At 62.3% G+C, this 21,132-nt stretch carries 22 protein-coding genes; 9 read left to right on the top strand and 13 right to left on the bottom strand.

Annotated elements, in window-relative coordinates; translation table 11 throughout:
- Positions 1-5 precede the first annotated feature (5 nt).
- Together RA26_RS10480 and RA26_RS10475 are read right to left on the bottom strand one after the other, a co-directional pair.
- Positions 6-1,001, bottom strand: a complete 996-nt coding sequence (locus RA26_RS10480) for a cytochrome-c peroxidase (RefSeq protein WP_082015804.1) — start codon at positions 999-1,001, stop codon at positions 6-8.
- Positions 1,002-1,100: 99 nt separating this feature from the next.
- Positions 1,101-2,309, bottom strand: a complete 1,209-nt coding sequence (locus tag RA26_RS10475; protein ID WP_039183598.1) for an NnrS family protein — start codon at positions 2,307-2,309, stop codon at positions 1,101-1,103.
- Positions 2,310-2,551: 242 nt separating this feature from the next.
- On the opposite strand from RA26_RS10475, the gene RA26_RS10470 reads away from it, so the two are divergent.
- Positions 2,552-3,247 (top strand): Crp/Fnr family transcriptional regulator, encoded by a 696-nt coding sequence (locus RA26_RS10470; protein ID WP_039183596.1) that lies wholly within the window; start codon positions 2,552-2,554, stop codon positions 3,245-3,247.
- Between the two features lie 33 nt (positions 3,248-3,280).
- On the opposite strand, the gene RA26_RS10465 is transcribed toward RA26_RS10470, so the two are convergent.
- The gene (locus RA26_RS10465; protein ID WP_446720174.1) at positions 3,281-4,693 is read right to left on the bottom strand and encodes a methyl-accepting chemotaxis protein; all 1,413 of its coding nucleotides are present in this window, start codon (positions 4,691-4,693) and stop codon (positions 3,281-3,283) included.
- A 237-nt stretch (positions 4,694-4,930) separates the two neighbouring features.
- The gene (locus RA26_RS10460) at positions 4,931-5,140 is read right to left on the bottom strand and encodes a hypothetical protein (RefSeq protein WP_039183593.1); all 210 of its coding nucleotides are present in this window, start codon (positions 5,138-5,140) and stop codon (positions 4,931-4,933) included.
- A 124-nt stretch (positions 5,141-5,264) separates the two neighbouring features.
- Here RA26_RS10460 and RA26_RS10455 point away from each other — a divergent pair, with 124 nt between their 5' ends.
- From RA26_RS10455 to RA26_RS10435, 6 genes are read left to right on the top strand one after another with little or no spacing between them, the layout of a single operon-like run.
- A complete protein-coding gene (locus RA26_RS10455) occupies positions 5,265-5,717 on the top strand; it encodes a c-type cytochrome (RefSeq protein WP_039183591.1) in 453 nt (150 codons plus the stop codon).
- A gap of 13 nt (positions 5,718-5,730) precedes the next feature.
- Positions 5,731-7,074 (top strand): cbb3-type cytochrome c oxidase subunit I, encoded by a 1,344-nt coding sequence (locus RA26_RS10450; protein WP_039183588.1) that lies wholly within the window; start codon positions 5,731-5,733, stop codon positions 7,072-7,074.
- Between the two features lie 3 nt (positions 7,075-7,077).
- Positions 7,078-7,872, top strand: coding sequence for a CbbQ/NirQ/NorQ/GpvN family protein (locus RA26_RS10445; RefSeq protein WP_039183586.1), 795 nt, complete (start codon positions 7,078-7,080; stop codon positions 7,870-7,872).
- 4 nt (positions 7,873-7,876) lie between these two features.
- Positions 7,877-9,757 (top strand): nitric oxide reductase activation protein NorD, encoded by a 1,881-nt coding sequence (locus RA26_RS10440; RefSeq protein WP_039183584.1) that lies wholly within the window; start codon positions 7,877-7,879, stop codon positions 9,755-9,757.
- Position 9,758: 1 nt separating this feature from the next.
- Positions 9,759-9,932 (top strand): hypothetical protein, encoded by a 174-nt coding sequence (locus tag RA26_RS22955; RefSeq protein WP_193747605.1) that lies wholly within the window; start codon positions 9,759-9,761, stop codon positions 9,930-9,932.
- Complete coding sequence (locus tag RA26_RS10435) at positions 9,929-10,153, top strand: hypothetical protein (protein ID WP_039183582.1); 225 nt, start codon at positions 9,929-9,931, stop codon at positions 10,151-10,153. Before RA26_RS22955 ends, RA26_RS10435 begins: the two co-directional genes overlap by 4 nt.
- A gap of 116 nt (positions 10,154-10,269) precedes the next feature.
- Here RA26_RS10435 and RA26_RS10430 read toward each other — a convergent pair whose 3' ends face one another.
- The 9 genes from RA26_RS10430 to RA26_RS10390 all read right to left on the bottom strand — a co-directional run bounded on the left by RA26_RS10430 (position 10,270) and on the right by RA26_RS10390 (position 18,746).
- Positions 10,270-10,518, bottom strand: coding sequence for a calcium-binding protein (locus RA26_RS10430; RefSeq protein ID WP_039183580.1), 249 nt, complete (start codon positions 10,516-10,518; stop codon positions 10,270-10,272).
- Between the two features lie 419 nt (positions 10,519-10,937).
- Positions 10,938-12,080 carry a M56 family metallopeptidase gene (locus tag RA26_RS10425; protein ID WP_039183577.1) on the bottom strand — a complete coding sequence of 381 codons (1,143 nt, stop codon included), beginning with the start codon at positions 12,078-12,080 and terminating at the stop codon, positions 10,938-10,940.
- Positions 12,070-12,486, bottom strand: coding sequence for a BlaI/MecI/CopY family transcriptional regulator (locus RA26_RS10420; RefSeq protein ID WP_019298165.1), 417 nt, complete (start codon positions 12,484-12,486; stop codon positions 12,070-12,072). The genes RA26_RS10425 and RA26_RS10420 overlap by 11 nt, the downstream gene beginning before the upstream one ends.
- A gap of 245 nt (positions 12,487-12,731) precedes the next feature.
- Positions 12,732-13,010, bottom strand: a complete 279-nt coding sequence (locus RA26_RS10415) for a DUF2160 domain-containing protein (protein WP_039150888.1) — start codon at positions 13,008-13,010, stop codon at positions 12,732-12,734.
- A complete protein-coding gene (locus tag RA26_RS10410; protein ID WP_039183575.1) occupies positions 13,010-13,807 on the bottom strand; it encodes a carbohydrate ABC transporter permease in 798 nt (265 codons plus the stop codon). Before RA26_RS10410 ends, RA26_RS10415 begins: the two co-directional genes overlap by 1 nt.
- A 13-nt stretch (positions 13,808-13,820) precedes the next feature.
- Positions 13,821-14,684: a carbohydrate ABC transporter permease gene (locus RA26_RS10405; protein WP_039183574.1), complete on the bottom strand. Its 864-nt coding sequence runs from the start codon at positions 14,682-14,684 to the stop codon at positions 13,821-13,823.
- Entirely contained in the window at positions 14,684-15,784 is a 1,101-nt protein-coding gene (locus RA26_RS10400; RefSeq protein ID WP_039183572.1) for an ABC transporter ATP-binding protein, read from the bottom strand. The genes RA26_RS10405 and RA26_RS10400 overlap by 1 nt, the downstream gene beginning before the upstream one ends.
- 7 nt (positions 15,785-15,791) lie before the next feature.
- Positions 15,792-16,856, bottom strand: coding sequence for an ABC transporter ATP-binding protein (locus tag RA26_RS10395; protein ID WP_039183570.1), 1,065 nt, complete (start codon positions 16,854-16,856; stop codon positions 15,792-15,794).
- Between the two features lie 156 nt (positions 16,857-17,012).
- Positions 17,013-18,746: an ABC transporter substrate-binding protein gene (locus tag RA26_RS10390; RefSeq protein WP_039183568.1), complete on the bottom strand. Its 1,734-nt coding sequence runs from the start codon at positions 18,744-18,746 to the stop codon at positions 17,013-17,015.
- Positions 18,747-19,013: 267 nt separating this feature from the next.
- On the opposite strand from RA26_RS10390, the gene RA26_RS10385 reads away from it, so the two are divergent.
- Positions 19,014-20,132 carry a THUMP domain-containing class I SAM-dependent RNA methyltransferase gene (locus tag RA26_RS10385; RefSeq protein ID WP_039183566.1) on the top strand — a complete coding sequence of 373 codons (1,119 nt, stop codon included), beginning with the start codon at positions 19,014-19,016 and terminating at the stop codon, positions 20,130-20,132.
- A 98-nt stretch (positions 20,133-20,230) separates the two neighbouring features.
- The gene (locus RA26_RS10380; protein ID WP_039183564.1) at positions 20,231-21,049 is read left to right on the top strand and encodes a TIGR03084 family metal-binding protein; all 819 of its coding nucleotides are present in this window, start codon (positions 20,231-20,233) and stop codon (positions 21,047-21,049) included.
- Positions 21,050-21,132: the final 83 nt, after the last annotated feature.

Raw genomic sequence — 21,132 nt, 5'->3', positions numbered from 1 at the left:
GCGCATCAGTTGGCCGGCAGGATTGGGGTTGGTACATTGGTCCCGGTGTCCGTCAGCGTTGCCAGGAAAGCGATGAGATCCTCGGTGTCACCCTCTTCCAGGAGGAAACCCTCTATGTCTGACGTTCTGGCAATGGCTGTGCTGCCGCCAGCGGCATAATGGCGGATCACTTCTTCCAGGGAAACCAGAGTGCCATCGTGCATAAAGGGCGCCCGCAGCGCGATATTGCGCAGGCCCGGGGTCTTGAAGCGGAAGTTCAGGTCAGGATCCGGCGGAACCAGGCCGCCGCCGCCAAGATCACTGGTCGGCAGGCCGATGTCATACATCTGGTTGTTGGTGAACATCCAGCCGGTGTGGCATGACGCACAATTCGCCTTTCCGGTGAACAGCGCAAAGCCGCGCTTGGCGGCGTCGGATACGGCCGTCTCATCACCTTCCACCCAGCGGTCGAAACTGGCGACGCCGCCGACGATGGTTCTCTGGTACATGGCGAGTGCCGCCAGGACCGTTTCCTTGCGGATACCCTGACCAGGGAACAGGTGGTCGAACCAGATCCTGTAGTCTTCCACGGACGACAGCCGTTGAGTGATGCCGTCGAAGGTTGCATTCATTTTTGCCGGGTTGGTGATCGGTCCGATGGCCTGCTCCTCCAGGCTGCGCGAGCTTCCGTCCCAAAGCAGCGGTGAAATCCAGGCAGCGTTGAGCAGTGTCGGGGCATGGCGCCGCACGGGCGTGTTGGCGGCGCCAATTGGCTTGGGTACCGGCACTTCCCAGCCGAAGGAAGGGTTGTGGCAGCTGGAGCAGCTGATGTTCTGGCCGCCGGACAGGCGCGGGTCAAAGAACAGCATCTTGCCTAGGGTGGCGATCTCGCGGTTATAGGGCGCGTCTTCGGGAAATGGCACCGTTTGCGGGCGCTCGAACGCCTCAAGCCCGGCCGCCTGGGCCAGGCTTTGGAAAGTCCACAAAAGCAGCGGTGCCAGGACGGCAGCTTTCCACCGCATGCAGGACCTCCTCCTCGTTTCCCGTAACCTTGTTAACCGGAAAGCCAGCATCTGAGAAGGCCGTTAAGATATCGTGAGCTGCGCTCTGATTGCTGGGGTTTATGAAGCAGCCGGAGCGGGCTTGCCGGAGACCTTCTTGGGGCCAAGCCGCCGGGTAACAAGCCAGGGGCCAGTTTTTAGCACCATCAGCGCAAACCCTGCGGTCCACAGGCCAGCTGAGAGCGTGATCCCATCCAGGCCCGCGACCAGTTCCTCACTGCCTGTGACCCGTGCCGCAACGGCGCCAAGCAGCAGCATGAACGCAACCGTCAGCGCGGGGCCTGCCACCAGCGGACGGCCACTGTGGCCCATTGTGGCCCGCATCATAACTGCCAGAGTCATGCCGCCTATGGCGCCGATGCTAAGAATATGCGCTGCGACTGCCGGCTCCAGCAGGCCAAAAGGAACGCCGCCTGCGGCGATCAGCCCTGCAGGCACCAGTGCATAGGCCAGGTGCAGCATCAGCAAGAGCGGGTCGGGCAGGGTCGCCAGGCTGCGCCAGCGTGTCAGCCGCACCGCATGCAGCAGGCCGGCTGCCAGCAGCAAGGCACCGGAAAGGACGGCCCAGGGTGCCGCGGTCCAAGCCGCCAGCGCCGCAGCGCCGAAGACCAGTGTAACTGCGTCGAACTGGCTGAAGGTCACTGGCATCTTCGTTGCACCGTGCTTGGCCAGCCAGTTGCGGGTGAAGCTGGGAATGATCCGGCCGCCGATCAGCATGATCAGGAAAATAAGCACCGCAATGCCCAGGCGGCGCGAGACGTCTGCCGCACCTTCGGTCATCGCCTCGATGTGGAAACACGCGTTGGCCACGCCCAGCAGGGTGACCGGCACCAGCACCTTGAGGTTGCGCCAGTTCTCACCGGCGATGATCTCGCGTGCGATCATGGCAACCACCGCCGCCAGGAAGGCGCAATCCAGGACCATCACCCCCAGCGCAGGCAGCTTCAACCAGCCAGCCATCGCCAGCCGCCCCAGCAGCCACAGCCCGGACAGCAGCGCCAGCGGCAACCCGCGCGCAGGCATCCGCCCGGTCCAGTTCGGCACCGCGGTGAACAGGAAACCCGCCACCACCGCCGCGCCATAGCCAAAGATCATTTCGTGAACGTGCCAGTCAGATGGCAGGAACGGGCCGGAATACTCCAGCTCGCCGCGCCAGATCAGCAGCCAGGCGGGGATTGCCAGCAAGGCAAAGATGCAAGCGCCCAGAAAGAACGGCCTGAAGCCAAAGGAAAAAAGAACAGGTCCGGTGTAGTCGGTTCGCGCAGCCATGACGGCCTCCTTGCGTCCGGTCAAAGACAGGCGGGCGGCACTGGTCAGGTGCCGCCCGCCGGTTCAGCGCAAGGGACGCAATCTTTCGCCGAACCCCGTGGATCAACTCCGGCGGGCAGGGAGGAGGGAGGCTCCCCCGTTTCCGGTTTCCCGTTTTTTCCCGCACGGTTGTTTCCTCTGGCTTCACTATGCGATAACGGCGGAGGGACCTCTTTGTCCTTCAGCAAACTTGCGGTGCATTCTTGTCCAAGCTCGACGAAAGCCTCCTGACCGGGCTGCCGCCCTTCAGCCTCCTGGAACGCGGCCAGATCCGCGAGATTCTCGATCAGGCGCTGCCCAAGCGTTATGACGAGGGGGCGGAGATCTTTCACGAGGGCCATGACGCCGAGCGCTTCCACTTGCTGCTGGATGGCTACATCCGGGTGGTGAAGACTACAGAAGGGGGCGAGCAGATTATTGCATTGCATATCTCGCCCGGGCAGCTGTTCGGCATTGCGCCTGCACTGAACCGCGACACCTATCCGGCAACGGCCATTGCAGCTTCGGAATCGCTGGCGCTGTCCTGGCCTGTGCGGTTGTGGGGGGAATTCACAACCAAGTACCCGGGTTTTGCCACCGAGAGCTACAGCACCCTGGGCCAGCGGCTGGGGGAGATGCAGACCCGGATAACCGAACTGGCCACACAAGCGGTGGAACAGCGGGTGGCGGCGGCGCTTTTGCGGATGGTGACCCAGTCGGGCCGCAAGGTAGAGGAAGGGATCGAAATCGCCTTCCCGGTGACCCGCCGCAATATCTCGGAGATGACCGGCACCACGCTGCACACCGTCAGCCGGCTGCTATCGGCCTGGGAAAAGGACGGCATCGTGCATTCCACCCGCAAGCACATTGTGGTCACGGCCCCGCACAGGCTGGTGCTTCTGAGCGGGGCGCAAGGGTAGCACTTTGCGACGCGGCAGCGGCGTGTGCTGCGGTCAGAAGTTATCCCACCCCTGAGCCATCGGCAGATCGTCTTCTGCATAGGCCGTATCGGGCTGCGATGCAGACTGCGCAGGCATTCTTGCCACGGCCGCCGGTTCGGCGCCTTCGCTGCCGTCTTTGAACTTGGAAACCTCCTGGGTGAGGTGGCCCGCGTCATTGGACAGCATCTGGCTTGCGGCAGAGGTCTGTTCGACCATGGCTGCGTTCTGCTGTGTAACCTGATCAAGCTGCGACACACCCTGATTGATCTCTGTCAGCGCGGTTGACTGCTCGGACGCGCCGGTTGCGATATCCTGGATGTGATCTGAGATTGTGGCGACACTCTTGATGATCTGCTGCAGTTCTTCGCCGGACTTGCCAACAAGATCGACACCTGTGGCGACCTGCCGGTTGCTTTCACCGATCAGCTGCTTGATTTCACCCGCGGCGTCCGCAGAGCGCTGGGCCAGCGCGCGCACCTCAGAGGCAACAACCGCAAATCCGCGGCCAGCCTCTCCGGCACGGGCGGCCTCAACGCCGGCGTTCAGAGCCAGAAGATTTGTCTGGAATGCAATGTCGTCGATGACACCAATGATTTTCGAGATTTGCTCAGATGAACTTTCGATCTGCGCCATGGCGTCGATTGCGTTGCTCACGACCTCGCCGCTGCGTTCAGCCGATGTTTTGGCTTCTGAGACGATGCCTTCAACTTTCTGGGCGCCTTCGGCGGAAGCTTTCACTGTTGCCGATAGCTGTTCAATCGCCGCGGCAGTTTCCTCCAGGGTGGCAGCTTGGCTTTCGGTTCGCTGGGAGAGATCCCCGGCAGCTTGCGAGATTTCCTGCGCGGTGCGGCCGACCGCGGAGGATACTTGCTTGACCGTCCTCACAGAAGATCCGAGCTGTTCAAGCGAGTGATTGAATGTCTTTCCAAGGGCGCCGACATCCGGAAGATCGGACACTGCAACCCGGTGGGTCAGATTGCCGCCGCTGAGTTCATGAAGGCCTTCTCCGATTTCATCCAGGGCACGGCGGCGCGCGGTGATGTCAGACGCTACTTTTACAACCCTCACTACCTCGCCGTTTTCCCCTTCGACCGGCGCATAGGTCGCTTGGATCCAGATTGTTTCACCGGACTTTGTTACACGCGGAAACTGGTCCGTGAACACTTTGCCGCTGGCGAGATCCGACCAGAAAGTCTTGTAGTCATTGGATGCGACCAGATCCGGTGCGACAAACATGGAATGGTGTTTTCCCTGGATCTCTTCCAGGGCATATCCCAACGCGCCCAGAAAGTTCTGGTTTGCGGTGATGATCGTGCCGTCCGGGTGGAACTGAATGGTCGCCTGGGTGCGGTCAACCATTCCGGCGATGATTGCAGTGGTATCGTCTTGCGTAGCCGTATCCGGCTTTTTTCTGATAAAAAACACTAGCTTTACTCCAAGGATTGCTGGGTCTCAGTCCTGTGAGTTAATTTTCATATCGCAAAAACAGAATAAAAAAGTTAATGCGCCTCAGCACCGTTCGAGTAATGAGATTGGGGCTGGCGCGGATCCTTCTGGCAGAGAGTCCGCGGCAAGCACCAGAGACTGGCCGAGCGCCTCAATGTGCAGATGCGGTCCGAGGCACTGGAAAGCCTTGCAGCCGGCACCCCGGTCAGGACTGCTTCAAGCCATTGCGGCTCCCCTCAAGTTTTCCCGGAACGCCATCTCCTCCAAGCCGTACTCTTCACACGCATCAATCAACGTGTGGAATGGAGCGATCGGGCAACCGGGACAGAGCATCTTGCGGCGCATGAACTCGCCTGCACAGGCCGGCCAGTGGTGGAACAGTTCTGACAAAGGCAAGTCGGGATCGTCGAAGTCGGGGCGTCGCATGGCGTGTCCTCCTTTTCCTGCATTTTGCGTGCAGCAATGAGGCAAGTCTTTGCGCTTCGACAATATCCGCGGCGGTGCGCGGGTTTAGGCAGAACCCATCCGCAACTGTACTCAGGACCGCGATATGTCAGAGATACTTACCAAGTCGCGGGCCAGGAACGTGTTCTACGGGGGCTCCTTGTTCTTCGTCGTCGTGTTCGTGGCCATGACCGCGCACAGCCACCGCTTCATCGTCAACAAATCCACCGCTGGCATGGAGCTGACCGACGAAGTTCGCCAGGGCAAGCATGTGTGGGAGCGCCACTCCTGCATCAACTGTCACACGCTGCACGGCGAGGGCGCCTATTTTGCCCCCGAAGTGGGCAATGTGATGACCCGCTGGGGTGTGCTGGACGACCCGGAAGGTGCCTATGAAATGCTTGATGGCTGGATGAAATCGCAGCCCTCCGGTGTTGAGGGCCGCCGCCAGATGCCGTTCTTCGACCTGACGGAAGAAGAAACCAAGGCCTTGTCCGAATTCCTGCGCTGGGCGGATCAGACCGACACCCAGAACTGGCCGCCGAACGACGCAGGCTGAGGGGAGAGAAACAATGAAATATCAATCTCAAAAAGTAGCCTATGCCTACTTCATGGTGGCAATGGGCCTGTTTGCCATTCAGGTTCTGGGCGGTCTGCTGGCCGGCTGGATCTATGTCTGGCCCAACACGCTGAGCGAGCTGTTGCCGTTCAACATCGTGCGGATGCTGCACACCAACGCGCTGATCGTCTGGCTGCTGCTGGGCTTCTTCGGCGCAGCCTATTACCTGATCCCCGAGGAATCCGAGCGTGAACTGTTCTCGGTGAAACTCGCCTATATCCAGCTGGCGATTCTGGTGGTCGGTACCCTTGGTGCGGTGGGCTCTTACCTCGTGGGCATCCATGGCGGGCGGGAGTTCCTGGAACAGCCCCTGTGGGTCAAGTTCGGCATCCTGGTCGCGGCGGTGATCTTCCTCGTTAACATCTCCCTCACCGTGCTGGCAGGCCGCAAGACCGCAATCACCAACATTCTGCTGATGGGTCTATGGCTGCTGTCGCTCCTGTGGATCTTTGCCTTCATCAACCCGGACAACCTGTCGCTCGACAAGATGTACTGGTGGTTCGTTGTCCACCTGTGGGTGGAAGCCACCTGGGAACTGGTGATGGCCGCGATCCTCGGCTACCTGATGCTGAAGCTGACCGGCGTTGACCGTGAAGTGGTGGAAAAATGGCTCTATGTCATCGTTGCTTTGGCGCTGTTCTCCGGCATCCTGGGCACCGGCCACCACTTCTTCTGGATCGGCACCCCTGGCTACTGGCAGTGGATCGGCTCGATCTTCTCGACACTGGAAGTGATCCCCTTTTTCGCGATGATGAGCTTTGCCTTCGTCATGGTCTGGAAAGGCCGCAAGAACCACCCGAACAAGGCCGCGCTGCTGTGGTCGCTGGGTGCTTCCACCGTTGCCTTCTTCGGCGCGGGCGTCTGGGGCTTCCTGCACACGCTGCACGGGGTGAACTACTATACCCACGGCACCCAGATCACCGCCGCCCACGGGCACCTTGCCTTCTACGGCGCCTATGTGGCGATGAACCTGGCGATGTTCACCTATGCGATGCCGCAACTGCGCAACCGCGATCCCTATAACCAAGTGTTGAACATGGCCTCCTTCTGGCTGATGACCGGCGGCATGGCCTTCATGACCTTTGTGCTGACCTTTGCCGGTACCATCCAGACCCACCTGCAACGCGTCATCGGCGACTACTACATGGATGTGCAGGACCAGCTCGGCATCTTCTACCTGATGCGTCTCGGCTCTGGCGTGGTGGTGGTCCTGGGGGCGCTGCTGTTCATCTACGCAACCGTCGTGGTCCGCCGCGAAGTCATCAAACCCGGCCCCGCGGCCGTACCGGGAGAGTAAGCCATGAACGCAATGAACATGCCTTCCGTGCCCTTCTACCGTCCCGCAGGCGATGAATGCACCGTCTTCGAGATGGCCCAAGCCAACGGTCTGCCCCTTCTTCTGAAGGGGCCCACCGGCTGCGGCAAGACGCGGTTCGTGGAACATATGGCAGCCCGGCTTGGGCTGCCCCTCCACACCGTTGCCTGCCATGACGACCTGTCGGCTGCCGACCTGATCGGGCGCTACCTGCTGAAGGGCGGGGAAACCGTCTGGGTCGATGGTCCGCTGACCCGCGCGGTGCGCGAGGGCGGCATCTGCTACCTCGATGAGGTGGTCGAAGCCCGCAAGGACGTGGCCGTGGTCTTGCACCCGCTGACCGACGACCGCCGTCGCCTGGTCATCGACCGCACCGGCGAGGAGCTGGCGGCGCCCAAGCCCTTCATGCTGGTGGCCAGCTACAACCCCGGCTACCAGAACATCCTGAAGAAGCTGAAGCCCTCGACCCGGCAGCGCTTCCTGTCAATCGGCTTTGATTTTCCGGAAGCTACTGCCGAGACCGCGGTGGTTGCCTCTGAAAGCGGGCTGGACGAGGGCCGCTCCGCCGCGCTGGTGCGCCTGGCGGGCCATATCCGCAAGCTCTCTGGCATGGACTTGGAGGAAGGTGTCTCTACCCGGCTGCTGATCTATGCTGCTACGCTGATTGCAAAGGGCATGGGCGTGGAGCGCGCGGTGGAGACCGCAATCATCGAACCCCTCAGCGACGAGGCTGATGTGCAGCAGGCGCTGCGCGACCTTGCCGCCAGCGTCTACGGGTGATGCCATGATCCACGCTCTCGACCTTCTGGAACCCGAAGAAACGGTTGGCAACCTGTGGCACGGAATGGCGACACGGATCGGTGCCGCAGAGGATGGGGCCGAGCACACCGTCCGGTTCGAGGACATGCGCGCCAGCGTGGCGGCCTTGTTCCGGGCGCTGGGCGGGGCCGGGGGCGTGGAAATCCAGGTGGCGCCTGCGGTGCTGTCGGACCATCGTCCGGACCGGCTGCGCCGCATCGGCACCCCTCGGGAAATGGTATATACCGCCAGTTTCGACGGCGAGCGCCTGCGCTTGCCGCCGGAAATGTCAGTCTTTCCCAGCCCGGAGTTGAACCGCAAGGCCTACCTGTGGCTGGCCGCAATGGCTGCCTCGATCGAATTGCCGGAACGCAACGAGGACCGCTATCAGGCCGATCAGCTGGAGATCGCTGCCAATGCCCGTGCTGCGGACAAAGTGTTTGCCGCCTGTCCCGGGCTGCGCTCTGCCTATGGCGCGTTCTGTGCCCATACCGCCGAGACCCGCAAACGCAACGGCCTGCCGCGTTCCGAAGCGCGGATCGAGCGCATGGTGCTGGATCAGATCGGCACCGACTGCCGCATTGCCGAGCCCTGCACCTGCACCGCGCCGCGCGGCTACCGGACTTATCAGCCGGTGCCGTTCTGGCTGCGCTTGGCCGTCCCGCAAGCGGGCAGGGGGGCAGCCCCCGCAGCGGACAAAGAAATGAAAACCCCTGGCCTGGCCGTTACTACCCGCAAGACGGCAAAGCGGCAGGACCAGGATCAGACCACCCGCAAGGACAGCTTCATCGTCCACCGGTTCGAGTCTATCCTGTCCTGGGCCGAAAGCCTGAACATCAACCGCATGGTCGATGACGACGACAACGAGAACGCCCAGAAGGCGGCGGAGGACCAGGACAACCTCACCCTCTCGCAGCACATGAAACGCGCGGCCTCGCGGCTGCGGATCTCGCTGGACCTGTCGCCGCAGGATGCCGAGCACGAACGGCTGGCGGGGCAGTTCACCTATCCGGAATGGAACCACCGGCTGGGCAAGCACATGCCTGCCCATACTTGCGTGCTGGAGGCTGAGGGCAACCCCGCAGACAGCTTCCAGCCCGATCCGCGGCTGGTGTCCCGCGTGCGCCGCCAGTTTGCGCCGCTGCACCCGCGCCGGGTGATGCTGCCGCGGCAGCTGGATGGTGACGAGCTGGATCTGGAAGCGGTGGTGAAATCCCATGTCGATCTGGCCTGCGGCCAGCAGGGCAGCGACCGGGTCTGGCAGGCCAGCCGCCCGATGGCCCGCGACCTGAGCGTGGCGGTTCTGATGGACTGCTCCCGCTCTACCGAGGCCACGGTCGGCGACCGCCCGGTGATTGAGACCGCCCGCGAATCTCTGGCAGCCCTGGCCGGCGGTATCGCCACGGCAGGCGATCGGCTGGGCATTTGGGGGTTCTCCTCCCTGCGCCGGGACCGGGTGTTCCTGACCCGCGCCAAAGGTTTTGAGGACCCGATGTCAGAAGCGGTCACCGCCCGCATCGGCGGCTTCAAGCCCGGTCACTATACCCGCCTTGGTGCTGCAATCCGCCATGCCTCTGCCCAGCTGGCAGAAGAAGGTGCTGAACGCCGCCTGCTCTTGGTGCTGACCGATGGTAAGCCAAACGATCTGGATCACTATGAGGGCGTGCATGGCATTGAGGACAGCCGCATGGCGGTGCGCGAGGCGCGCGCCCTGGGCCAGTCAGTGCATGGCGTGGTGATCGACGCCGACGGGCAGGACTGGTTTGCCCGCATCTTCGGGCGCGCAGGCTTCACCCTGCTGCCCGACCCTGACCGGCTGCCGCGCGCGCTGCCGGAAATCTATCAATCCCTGACCATGGAGCACTGAGATGAAGCGTATCCTCGCTCTGGCCCTGCTGGCCCCGTCCAGCGTATTTGCCGCCAGTTTTGAACGGCCGATCCCGCAACCGCAGACCGAAACCGCAGAGTTCTGGTTCCTGATGGGTTCCATCGCGCTGATCGTCAGCTTGGGGTTCGTCCAATACCTGGTGAGCCGACGATGACACCGCGGCCCTCCTGGCGGTTGCTGGCAGCGCTTTACCCGTTCGGGGCGGGGGCGGCGGCCGTCAACATCTTCTTTGCATCGCTGATTGCCAGTTGGATCGGCTGGCAGGTGCTGACCCCGTATGAGTCAGTGGCTTGGGGACTGCTGCTCGGCTTGCCGGCGACTTACATTTTTGCCCGTCACATCGAGCGGCTGAAGCGGCAGGCCGACGGCGGCTAATCCGTCATGGACGCGTAAAGAGGCCCTGCCGAGCAGGGCCTCGCACCATTTAACATCAGGGGAAAAAGCAAGTGGCAAGGCGGCTGGATTAAGGGGGGAGCCGCCTTGCCGCGGGTTCAGCCGGCTGTTGGCAGCAGACCAGCTTCCTCCGCTGCCTTCACCTCAGCCAGATCCGCCTCGCCGTCGGCATTGGCGTCGATGGTTGCAAAGGTTTCCTCTGTCAGGTCGGGAAACGCCGCCTGCAGCTCTTCCAGCGAATAGGTGCCATTGCCGTCGGTATCGGCCTCGGTGATGGATTCCATCGCCGCCAGCGGTGATGCGGCGAGGGCAGCAATCGCGGCAGCGGTCAGTGCGAGATTTTTCATGTGAGACACTCCAATCATGGGTTCGGGTCTTCCTTCGGCCGCGGTGTTCCGCATGCCGTGGCCTAGTGCTAGGCCGGGCCGGTGCTGGCTTCCACGTTCTTGCCGCAGGCAGAGAGTTTCAGGCACCAGGCTGCCGGAAAGGTCTGTTCTGCCCGGCGCATTGCCGCTCTGAATTCCTGCTGGTCCTTTCTCCGCTTATGCTGCTGAGCCCGCCCTGCAGGTTTTCGCCCGTTCAGCCGGGAGTTCTGCAAAAGAAGACGTCATTGCGGCTTTTGCCGAAATCAGCAGAGGCCGGATGCAGAGAGGGCCCGGTGAGTCGCAGAGACAAGGCAAGTTTTACTGCTGCCGCGGAGAACGGGCGCCGCGGGCAGCTTTGCCTGACAGGGGGTAAGACCGGAAGTCAGCTGCCGGACCAGAACCTATTGCGAGGGGACCGCAAATCCGCCGTTCAGGGCGCTGACAGCCAGCTCCGGTGTGCTGTTGCGCGTTGCCATGCGTTCCAGATTGACGATGGTCGACAGCATGATGCGGTCGTGGCTCCAGTCGCTGGGACGTTGCAGCAGCATCGCGGTCGCAAGCACAACCCCGGTCATCGCCAAAGAGACGGCGCCCCAGCCGAGCGAGTTCGGCCCCTGCGGCTGAACGGCCGTCACTGCGATGATACGCCGTTGCAGAGACGCGCCGCGGCGGGTTTCGCGGCGGTCTACCAGGGCCACTGCGGGGCTGCGGCGCATGAACAGCGCCGGGCTGCGTGCGGCATGGGCGCAGGCACGGATCAGGCATTCGCAATAGGAGCGCACATCGAAAGAGGGCCGCGCCATCAGTGCCTGATCGCAGGCAAACTCACGCAGCAGCCGCACCTCGCGCCGCCAAAGGTAGAAGGCGGGGTTCCAGAACAGCAGCGGGCGCAGCATTTCCAGCAGGAACTCGCATTCGATGTCACGCTGGCGGAAGTGCTGCAGCTCATGCGCGATGGTCAAGCGCAGGTCGCACGGGTCATTCAGCAGCTGCGTGGGCAGGACCACATAGCGGCAAAACGGCCCGCGGGTGGAATAGGCCACGCGGATGTCATCGGACACCATCAGTTGCACCCGGCCGATGCGTTTCCAGATAAAGGCACCCGCCAGGTTCTGGCGCAGCCGGAAGACGGAAACCGCAACATGCGCCAGGCAGATCAGTGCTCCGGCGGCAAAGCCGGCGGCAATCATTTGCGCCCAGGCCGGCTGCAGGCTGGTGAGGTCGCGCACCGCATCTTCGCGCAGGCCGAGGGTGGCCTCAAAAGTTCCGGCGCTCATGCTGACATTGCCCTGCAGATACTGGGAAACCAGCATGTCGGAGAAATTCGGCGGATGGGCGATGATGAAACGGGTGAACGCCAGAATCAGCAGCGGCGAAGCCGCGAGCAGCACTGTCATTCCGTTTAAAAGACGCAGCTGCGGCCGGTAGGCGCGCCCCAGCGGACTGCGTGCCAGCGCTTTGCGGGCGGCGAACCACAACAGGGTGCCCGCTAGCAGCAGGATATTCAGATCAATATAGGCATTCAGCAGAACATCAGCGTTCATTATCCCCCAGCCTTTCCTCCAAGAGCGCCCGCATCTCCTCGAGCATCTCGTCGGTCACATCCTCATCATCGACCAGCCGCGCCACCAATGCGGCGGGCGCGCCGTTGAAAAGCTTGCTCGAAAGGTTTTTCAGAGATGTTTTCTGATACTCTGCCTTGGGAACGGCGGGGCGGTAAACCAGGGAGCGGTCCTTGCGCTCGCTGGTGAGAAAGCCCTTCTGTTCCATGATCTTGAGAACCGTGGCCACCGAAGTGTAGGCGCGTTCCTGCATCTTGTTCAGCTCGGCAAGGATATCGCGCACGGTGCCGCCGCCCATGTCCCAGACCACGGTCATGAATTCCAGCTCAACCTCGGTCAGCAGGGAAGTGTCGTGTTTCTTGCGCATCGCCTCGGCAGTCCGGCTCATGTGATCGTTCCAGTCATGCTAGGGGAAGCAGGCTTCCGTGAAAACTATTTTTTTAGAAGATGCGCGGCGGCGGGGCTTTTGTTGTCAAAATGTGCGCTGCCGCGCGAGTCTTCTCAGCAGGTTGCGGGGTGATGGGCCAGTCTTCGGGACGGTGCCTGGCGCATTGGTTCAAGGTTTCGGCTGGGAAGGCCTTGAAGGGCAGGTTTGCCTTCAAGGCCTGTCCCGATTTTGTTTGGGATTGCGGGTCAGACCTTCCAGAAGCAGAAGATGCCCCATGCAATCGACAGCCCCAGCGGCCACCACAGCGGCATCCCCACTAGGCCCAGCCAGGCCAGGAAGATGTAGGAGGTGCCCAATAGGCTGATGAACAGCCGGTCGCCGCGGGTGGTGGTGAGACCCAGCACCCCCTTGCGGGCCGCGCCGCCGGGGTGGCGGATTTCGGCGATGATCAGCACGCCGATGGCACTGAAGATGCCGATGAACAACAGGGCAGTGGGCCAGGTCCAGGCCATCCATGAAAGCATTACACCCTCCCCATCGCGAAACCCTTCGCGATGTAGTTGCGGACAAACCAGATCACGATGGCGCCCGGAATGATTGTCAGAGTTCCCGCAGCCGCCAGAAGACCCAGTTCATAGCCCGCACTGGAGGCGGTCTTGGTCATGGTGGCGGCAATCGGCTTGGCGGCGACGGCGGTCAGGGTTTTCGCCAGCAGCAGCTCCACCCAGGAGAACATGAAGCAGAAGAAGGCTGCCACACCCACGCCCGCCTTGATCGACGGAATGAAGATCGTCGCAAAGAAGCGCGGGAACGAATAGCCGTCGACGAAAGCAGTTTCATCCAGCTCCTTGGGAATGCCGCCCATGAAGCCTTCAAGGATCCACACCGCCAGCGGGATGTTGAACAGGCAGTGCGCCAAGGCAACGGCCAGGTGGGTGTCGAACAGCTCCACTGCGGAATAGAGCTGGAAGAACGGCAGCGCGAACACCGCGGCAGGCGCCATCCGGTTGGTCAGCAGCCAGAAGAACAGCTGCTTGTCGCCCAGGAACCGGTAGCGGCTGAAGGCATAGGCCGCCGGCAGCGCCACCGCGATGGAGATCACCGTGTTGATCGACACGTAGGCGATCGAGTTGATGTAGCCCCAGTACCAGCTGGGATCGGTGAAGATGGTTGCGTAATTGTCCAGCGTGAAAGTCTGCGGGAACAGCGAGAAGCCCGACAGGATTTCATTGGTCGTCTTGAAGCTCATCGCCACCAGCCAATAGATCGGCAGCATCAGGAACAGGATATAGACGATGGGGACGATGGATCGTTTCTGCATCTGGATCCCTCCCTTAGTTCAGATCGTCCTTGGTCATCAGCGTGTAGAACAGCCAGGAGACCAGGAGCGTGATTGCGAAATAGATGAGCGACATGGCCGCAGCGGGGCCGAGGTCGAACTGGCCAAGCGCGATTTTCACTAGGTCGATCGACAAGAGCGTGGTGGAGTTTCCGGGACCGCCGCCTGTCAGCACAAACGGCTCGGTGTAGATGTTGAAGCTGTCCATGAAGCGCAACAGGATAGCGATGGTCAGCACTGTTTTCATCTTGGGTAGCTGGATGAACCGGAACACCGCCCAGTTGGAGGCGCCGTCGATCTTGGCCGCCTGGTAATAGGCGTCGGGGATCGACACCAGGCCGGCATAGCTCAGCAGCACCACCAGCGAGGTCCAGTGCCAGACGTCCATGGTGACGATGGTCACCCAGGCCGCAACCGGATCCTGCGTCATGTCGTAGTTGATACCCAGCACATGGTTCAGGAAATAGCCCAAGAGGCCGATGTCGGGCAGGGTGAAGATGTTCCACATCGCGCCGACCACGTTCCACGGGATCAGCATCGGCAGCGCCATCAGAACCAGGCACACCGGCACCCAGAACCCCTTGCGCGGCATCGACAGAGCAATCGCGATGCCCAGCGGCACCTCGATGATCAGGATCAGGAAAGTGAACAGGAACTGGCGGCCAAGCGCCGCGTGGAAGCGGTCAGAGCGCAGGATCTGCTGGAACCAGTCCAGGCCCTGCCAGAAGAACACGTTGTCGCCAAAGGTCTCCTGCACCGAGTAGTTGACCACCGTCATCATTGGAATGAGCGCGTTGAAGGCGACCAGCGCCAGCACCGGCAGGACAAAGAACCAGGCTTTCTGGTTTTCGGTTTTCATCAGGCTGCTCCTTGTTCGCCGGTGGCATTGGCCGGGGCGGTGGCAAGCCAGCCGTCCACGTAAAGCCGGGTCATGTCCTGGCGGAAGGCCAGGTGCACGGCGCTGCCTTTTTCCGGCGCGGCGCCTTCTGTCACGGCGTTGATGCGGCAGCCGCCAGCCTCGCATTCCACCACCGTGTGGCGGCCGATGTCAGAGACCTTGGTGACGGTGGCGGGCAGGCCGTGGTCCGCCAGCGAGACGAACTCCGGGCGGACGCCGATTTCGGTCTGGCCCTCAGCGGCGCCTTGAATGGGCCCCTCCAGCATGATCTGCTGGCCCGCAAACACGGCCGCACCGTGCTGCAGCTCGCAAGGCAGGATGTTCATCCCGGGCGAGCCGATGAAATGGCCGACAAACGTATGCGCGGGGCGCTCGAACAGCTCCACCGGCGTGCCGATCTGCACCACCTCGCCCAGCTGCATCACCACCACCTGATCGGCGAATGTCAGCGCCTCGGTCTGGTCGTGGGTGACGTAGATCATCGTAGCCTTCACCCGCTGGTGCAGTTCCTTCAGCTTGGAGCGCAGCTTCCACTTCAGGTGCGGGTCGATCACAGTGAGCGGTTCGTCGAACATCACCACGTTGACGTCCTCGCGCACCAGGCCACGGCCCATGGAGATTTTCTGCTTGTTGTCGGGGCTGAGGCCCGCCGCCTTCTGCTCCAGCATGTCGGTCACTTCGAGCATTTCGGCAATCGCCATCACCCGCTGGTGCACCGTGGTCTCGTCCCGGCCGCGGTTGCGCAGCGGAAACGCCAGGTTATCGTAAACCGTCATGGTGTCGTAGATCACCGGGAACTGGAACACCTGGGCGATGTTGCGCTGATCCGGGGGCAGGGCGGTCACGTCGTTGCCGTCGAACAGGATCTGGCCCTCGGACGGCACCAGCAGGCCCGAAATGATGTTCAAGAGGGTGGATTTGCCGCAGCCCGAGGGGCCAAGCAGCGCATAGGCGCCGCCGTCGGTCCAGTCGAGGTCGATTTCCTTCAGCGCGTAATCCGAGTCGGATTTCGGCGTCGAAAGGTAGCTGTGGCGCAGTTTGGAGAGAGTTATTTTAGCCATTGATGCCTCACGCCGCGCGGCTGCCGTCGGGGGCAAAGAAATATGCCTGCGCGGGGTCCATGTAGAAGTCATGCAGCTCACCCACCTGGTAGGGGTGGACGCCGTGGGCCAGCGAGACCCAGCTGCCGGAGCCCATGTCGAAATGGGCAGAGCTTTCAGAGCCGGAGAGTTCGGTCACCTGCACCTGGCCTGACAGCTGCACATCAGCGCCGTTGCGGGGCTGCGGCGACACATGGTGCGGGCGGATCGCGATGGTGTAGGTGCCATCGGCTAGCCCTGCGGCAGCACCTGCCAGCTCCCAGGTGACGCCGGCGCCCAAGCGGGCCATGCTGCCCTGCTTGGTGATCTCGGCGGTGTTGATCGGCGGGTCGGAGAACACCCGCGCCGCATCGACATTGCCGGGGTTGCGGTAGATCTCTGCGGTGGGGCCGAACTGGGTCACCCGGCCGTCGCGCATCAGTGCGGTCTTGCCGCCCAAGAGCAGCGCCTCTTCGGGCTCCGAGGTCGCATAGACCACGACCGCGCCGCGGCCTGCAAACAGTTCTGGCAGCTGGTCGCGCAGCTCCTCGCGCAGTTTGTAGTCGAGGTTGGCCAGCGGCTCATCCAGGAACACCGCGCGGCTTTCCTTGGCAATCGCACGGGCCAGGGCGCAGCGCTGCTGCTGGCCGCCGGACAGCTCATGCGGGCGGCGGTGCAGCATCGGCTTCAGCTGCAGGATCGCCGCGGCTTCCTCGACACGGGCCTCGATTTCCGACTTCGCCATGCCCGCCACCTTCAGCGGCGAGGCGATGTTTTCGAACACCGTCATATGCGGGTAGTTGATGAAGAACTGGTGCACCAGGCTGATGTTACGCTTCTGGGTGCTGAGACGGCTGACATCCTCGCCATCCATCAGCACCTGGCCGCTGGCCATCGGGTCGAGGCCCGCCATCAGTTTAATGAGTGAGGTCTTTCCGGAGCCGGTGGCGCCGAGGAGGACGTTGAAGTGACCGGGCTCCAGCAGCAGGGAAGTTTCCTTGATGTGCTGAATGGCGCCGACGCGCTTGGTCACACCCTTGAGTTCGAGTGCCATCTTGCTTTGACTTTCCGGCAGGCGGCCTGTTTGCGCCCGGGGCAGGGGCGCGCTGGGGTCGTGGGGAAAAAGGCCCCGGATGACGGGAAAGAGTCTCCGGGGCCTGATGCAGCCCGGCCAGATGATGGGGATCGCTGGCCGGACCGGGAGGAGGCCTTAGTTGGTTGCCCAGCGGGCCACCAGCTCGTCATAGTTGACGGTCTGGCCCTGCGGCTTCTCGTTCTCCAGCGGGGCTTTGGCGCCGCCATTGGCGTACCACCACTCCGCGTCTTTCTCTTCGTTCAGGCGCGGGCCGCAGCCGCCATAGACATTCGCCTGCTCGTCTGCACGCTGCATACGGCCCATGGTGATGTCCATTTCCTCGGCCAGCCGGTCCATCGCTTCCTGCGGCGTGAAGGCGCCGGAGTTCACGTCACCGATCTGCTGCCACCAGATCTGGGCCAGCTTCGGGTAATCCGGAACGTTGATGCCGGTCGGCGACCATGCCACGCGGTCAGGCGAGCGGTAGAACTCGACCAGGCCGCCCAGTTTGGGTGCGCGCTCGGTGAAGCTCTCGTGGTTGACGGAAGAGTCGCGGATGAAGGTCAGGCCAACGTGCGATTTCTTCACGTCCACGGTCTTGGACACGACGAACTGGGCATAGAGCCAAGCAGCCTGGGCGCGGTCCAGCGGGGTGGACTTGAGGAAAGTCCAGGAGCCCACGTCCTGATAACCGACCTTTTGGCCTTCTTCCCAGTAGGGGCCGTGCGGGCTGGGCGCCATCCGCCACAGCGGGTTGCCCTCGGCGTCGACGGTGTTGTTGCCTTCGGACTGGGGTTTCACCATGTCGGCGGTGAAGGCTGTGTACCAGAAAATCTGCTGTGCCACGTTGCCTTGGGCCAGTGCCGGCAGCGACTGGTAGAAGTCATAGGACGCTGCGCCCGGAGGCGCGTATTTGCGCAGCCATTCGTCCCACTTGCGGATCGCATAGACCGCTGCCGGACCGTTTGCCGCGCCGCCGCGGGTCACGCTGGCACCTGCCGGGTTGCAGGAGCCTTCTTCCATGCGGATGCCCCATTCGTCGATCGGCACGCCGTTCGGCTCACCCTTGGAGCCGGCACCGGCCATCGACAGCCAGGCATCGGTCATCCGCCAGCCGAGGTCCGGCGCGCGCTTGCCGTAATCCATGTGGCCATAGATCGCGGTGCCGTCGATTTCCTTGACCTGCTCGCTGAAGAACTCGGCGATGTCCTCATATGCGGACCAGTTGACCGGGACACCCAGGTCATAGCCGTATTTTTCCTTGAACGCGGCCTGCAGGTCTTCGCGGTCGAACCAGTCCTTGCGGAACCAGTAGAGGTTCGCGAACTGCTGGTCGGGCAACTGGTACAGGTCGCCGTCCGGGCCAGTGGTGAACTGGGTGCCCATGAAGTCATCCAGGTCGAGGCCGGGGTTGGTCACGTCCTTGAACTCGCCTGCCATCATGTCGGTCAGGTTGTACGCCAGCTGCAGGCGCGAGTGGGTGCCGATCAGGTCGGAGTCATTGACGTAGCCGTCATAGAGGTTCCGCTTGGTCTGCATCTGGGTCTGCACGGCCTGGACGACTTCGCCCTCCCCGAGGATCTGGTGGTTCACCTTGATGCCGGTGATTTCCTCAAACGCTTTGGTCAGCACTTCGGATTCATAGCTATGCGTCGGAATGCCTTCCGACAGCACGTTGATCTCCATGCCTTTGTAAGGTTCAGCGGCCTTGATGAACCACTGCATCTCCGACAGCTGTTCATCCTTGGTCAAAGCCGAAGGCTGGAACTCTTCATCAATCCATTTTTTGGCCGCCATTTCGTCGGCATAGCCAATTGATCCCGCAACCACCGCACAAACGGCTGCTGCGGAAAGAAGATACTTACGCATCTCTTCCTCCCTGAAAGTCTCTTGAGGCCAGTTGCGCGTTGGCTGCACCTGACTGGCATAGAGCTTTCATAGGTTGGATTATGTTGTCAAACTAATTTTTTAGTAATGCATAATATATTGAATATGCTGACTTAAAATAGCCCTTGTTGGGTGTTCACAGGATGCTGCGGCGCGGCATCTGCGGTTGTAACGCAACGGCAATTTCCCCAATGGCGGGATCTGAAAAAACTGTCGCCGCGGCTAAGCTTTGCGTCTAAGGAGGGCGGTATGACGCAAGATACCACATTTGAGATATTCCTGACCGCACCACCCGGGCTGGAACAGGCGCTGCTGGTTGAGGCCAAGGAACTGGGTTTTGCCGCGCCCAAGGCGGTGCCGGGCGGGGTCACGGTGCAGGGAGACTGGAGTGAGGTTTGGCGCGCCAACCTCTCCTTGCGTGGCGCCGCACGGGTGCTGGCAAGGATCGGCGAATTCCGTGCCTTCCACCTGGCCCAGCTCGACAAACGGTCGCGCAAGTTTCCCTGGAGCGAGGTTCTGCGCCCGGATGTGCCGGTGAAGGTGGAGGTTTCCACCAATAAGAAATCCAAGATCTACCACGCCGGCGCCGCCTCCCAGCGGGTGGAGAAGGCGATTGCGGAAACCCTCGGCGCCCCTGTCACCAAGGATGCGGAGCTGACGGTCAAGCTGCGCATTGAGGACAACCTCTGTGTCTTCAGCGTCGATACCTCGGGCGAGGGTCTGCACAAGCGCGGCCACAAATCCGCGGTTGGCAAAGCACCGATGAGGGAAAATCTTGCCGCTCTTTTCTTGCGCGAATGCGGCTTTGGCGGCGCTGAGCCGGTGGTGGACCCGATGTGCGGTTCCGGCACCTTCGTGATCGAGGCCGCCGAGATCGCCAAGGGCCTGCAGCCCGGCCGCAGCCGCAGCTTTGCCTTTGAGCAGCTGGCAACTTTTGACGCGGACGCCTGGGCCGAAATGAAAAAACAAGGCGAGACGCGGGAAACGGAACTGCTGTTCCATGGCTCCGACCGCAATGCGGGCGCCGTGGAGATGGCCGCTGCCAATGCGGAGCGGGCGGGCGTGGCCGATTGCACCCGTTTTGCCCAGGCTGCGGTCAGCGACCTGCAACGCCCGGATGGCCCGCCGGGCCTGGTCATCGTCAACCCGCCCTATGGCGCCCGGATCGGCAACAAGAAACTGCTCTATGCCCTTTACGGCGCGCTGGGGCAGGTGCTGACGGAGCGGTTTTCGGGCTGGCGCGTGGGTATCGTCACCTCGGAAACCAGCCTGGCCAAGGCAACCAATCTGCCGTTCCTTCCGTCCGGCGCACCCGTTGCACATGGCGGCCTGAAAATACGCTTGTTCAAGACAGGTCCGCTGCCCTGATGCGGCCGCCACGGCGGCTCATTTTGTGACGTGTGGTCTCTGTTTCCGGCCCGCTCCCGGCCTGGCTATGCTGCCGGGCGGAACAAAAGGGGAGAACCATGCAGCAGGCCGAAAATTTCCGTGCAGAGAGCCGCGCCCTGGCAGCCATCCTTGAGCACCTGCCAGAAGCAGAGTTCCACCGCGAAACCCAGTTCAAGGGTTGGACCATTGACCATGTGCTGGGGCACCTGCATCTGTTCAACGCAGCGGCAGAGGCCTCGCTGCGGGGCGAGGACGCCTTTGCAGCCTTCATCGCGCCGGTCCTGCGGGACATGCAGGCGGGCCGCTCCATCCTCGAATGCCAGTTTCCCTGGCTGGATGGCCTCAGCGGCCGGGCGCTGTTTGCGGCCTGGCGTGAGGGGGCGGAGCGCTGTGCTGATGCTTTCGCCGCAGCGGAGCCCAAGGCGCGGCTGAAATGGATCGGACCGGACATGAGCGCGCTCAGCTCGGTCACCGCCCGGCAGATGGAGACCTGGGCGCACGGGCAGGAGGTGTTCGACCTCCTGGGGCATGAGCGGCAGGAACAGGATCGCATCCGCAACATCGCGCATCTGGGAGTAGCGACCTATGGCTGGAGCTTCCGCAACCGCGGTCTGGACGTGCCGGAGCCTGCGCCCTTTGTGCAGCTCACCGGGCCGTCGGGGGCGGTTTGGGAATGGAATGCTCCGCAGGATGAGGATTATGTCAAAGGCTCTGCGGTGGAGTTTGCCCAAGTTGTCACTCAGGTGCGGAGTATTTCTGACACAGGATTGGAGGTCTCAGGCACCGCCGCCGAATGCTGGATGCAAATCGCTCAGTGCTTTGCCGGCCCGGCAGAAAATCCGCCGCTGAAGGGAACAAGGTACAGGGCCGGGCAGGCAACGCCACAGGCCGGATGAGGCAGCGACCCCGCAGGCAGGGGGCTTCCATCCGACGCAACCGATAAGTCCGCAGGCTCGGTAGTGCGCCGCTGTGGCCCCCG

It is taken from the genome of Leisingera sp. ANG-M7 (assembly GCF_000813965.1).
Taxonomy (GTDB): Bacteria; Pseudomonadota; Alphaproteobacteria; order Rhodobacterales; family Rhodobacteraceae; genus Leisingera.
This window is presented reverse-complemented; position numbering and strand designations above follow the sequence as displayed.

Coding starts and splice junctions, on each gene's coding strand:
- RA26_RS10460 (WP_039183593.1), bottom strand. CDS start 5,140: ATGCGACGCCCCGACTTCGACGATCCCGACTTGCCTTTGTCAGAACTG.
- RA26_RS22955 (WP_193747605.1), top strand. CDS start 9,759: ATGAAGCGTATCCTCGCTCTGGCCCTGCTGGCCCCGTCCAGCGTATTT.
- RA26_RS10405 (WP_039183574.1), bottom strand. CDS start 14,684: ATGAAAACCGAAAACCAGAAAGCCTGGTTCTTTGTCCTGCCGGTGCTG.
- RA26_RS10475 (WP_039183598.1), bottom strand. CDS start 2,309: ATGGCTGCGCGAACCGACTACACCGGACCTGTTCTTTTTTCCTTTGGC.
- RA26_RS10450 (WP_039183588.1), top strand. CDS start 5,731: ATGAAATATCAATCTCAAAAAGTAGCCTATGCCTACTTCATGGTGGCA.
- RA26_RS10455 (WP_039183591.1), top strand. CDS start 5,265: ATGTCAGAGATACTTACCAAGTCGCGGGCCAGGAACGTGTTCTACGGG.
- RA26_RS10445 (WP_039183586.1), top strand. CDS start 7,078: ATGAACGCAATGAACATGCCTTCCGTGCCCTTCTACCGTCCCGCAGGC.
- RA26_RS10380 (WP_039183564.1), top strand. CDS start 20,231: ATGCAGCAGGCCGAAAATTTCCGTGCAGAGAGCCGCGCCCTGGCAGCC.
- RA26_RS10430 (WP_039183580.1), bottom strand. CDS start 10,518: ATGAAAAATCTCGCACTGACCGCTGCCGCGATTGCTGCCCTCGCCGCA.
- RA26_RS10420 (WP_019298165.1), bottom strand. CDS start 12,486: ATGAGCCGGACTGCCGAGGCGATGCGCAAGAAACACGACACTTCCCTG.
- RA26_RS10395 (WP_039183570.1), bottom strand. CDS start 16,856: ATGGCACTCGAACTCAAGGGTGTGACCAAGCGCGTCGGCGCCATTCAG.
- RA26_RS10440 (WP_039183584.1), top strand. CDS start 7,877: ATGATCCACGCTCTCGACCTTCTGGAACCCGAAGAAACGGTTGGCAAC.
- RA26_RS10480 (WP_082015804.1), bottom strand. CDS start 1,001: ATGCGGTGGAAAGCTGCCGTCCTGGCACCGCTGCTTTTGTGGACTTTC.
- RA26_RS10390 (WP_039183568.1), bottom strand. CDS start 18,746: ATGCGTAAGTATCTTCTTTCCGCAGCAGCCGTTTGTGCGGTGGTTGCG.
- RA26_RS10425 (WP_039183577.1), bottom strand. CDS start 12,080: ATGAACGCTGATGTTCTGCTGAATGCCTATATTGATCTGAATATCCTG.
- RA26_RS10385 (WP_039183566.1), top strand. CDS start 19,014: ATGACGCAAGATACCACATTTGAGATATTCCTGACCGCACCACCCGGG.
- RA26_RS10415 (WP_039150888.1), bottom strand. CDS start 13,010: ATGCTTTCATGGATGGCCTGGACCTGGCCCACTGCCCTGTTGTTCATC.
- RA26_RS10400 (WP_039183572.1), bottom strand. CDS start 15,784: ATGGCTAAAATAACTCTCTCCAAACTGCGCCACAGCTACCTTTCGACG.
- RA26_RS10410 (WP_039183575.1), bottom strand. CDS start 13,807: ATGCAGAAACGATCCATCGTCCCCATCGTCTATATCCTGTTCCTGATG.
- RA26_RS10435 (WP_039183582.1), top strand. CDS start 9,929: ATGACACCGCGGCCCTCCTGGCGGTTGCTGGCAGCGCTTTACCCGTTC.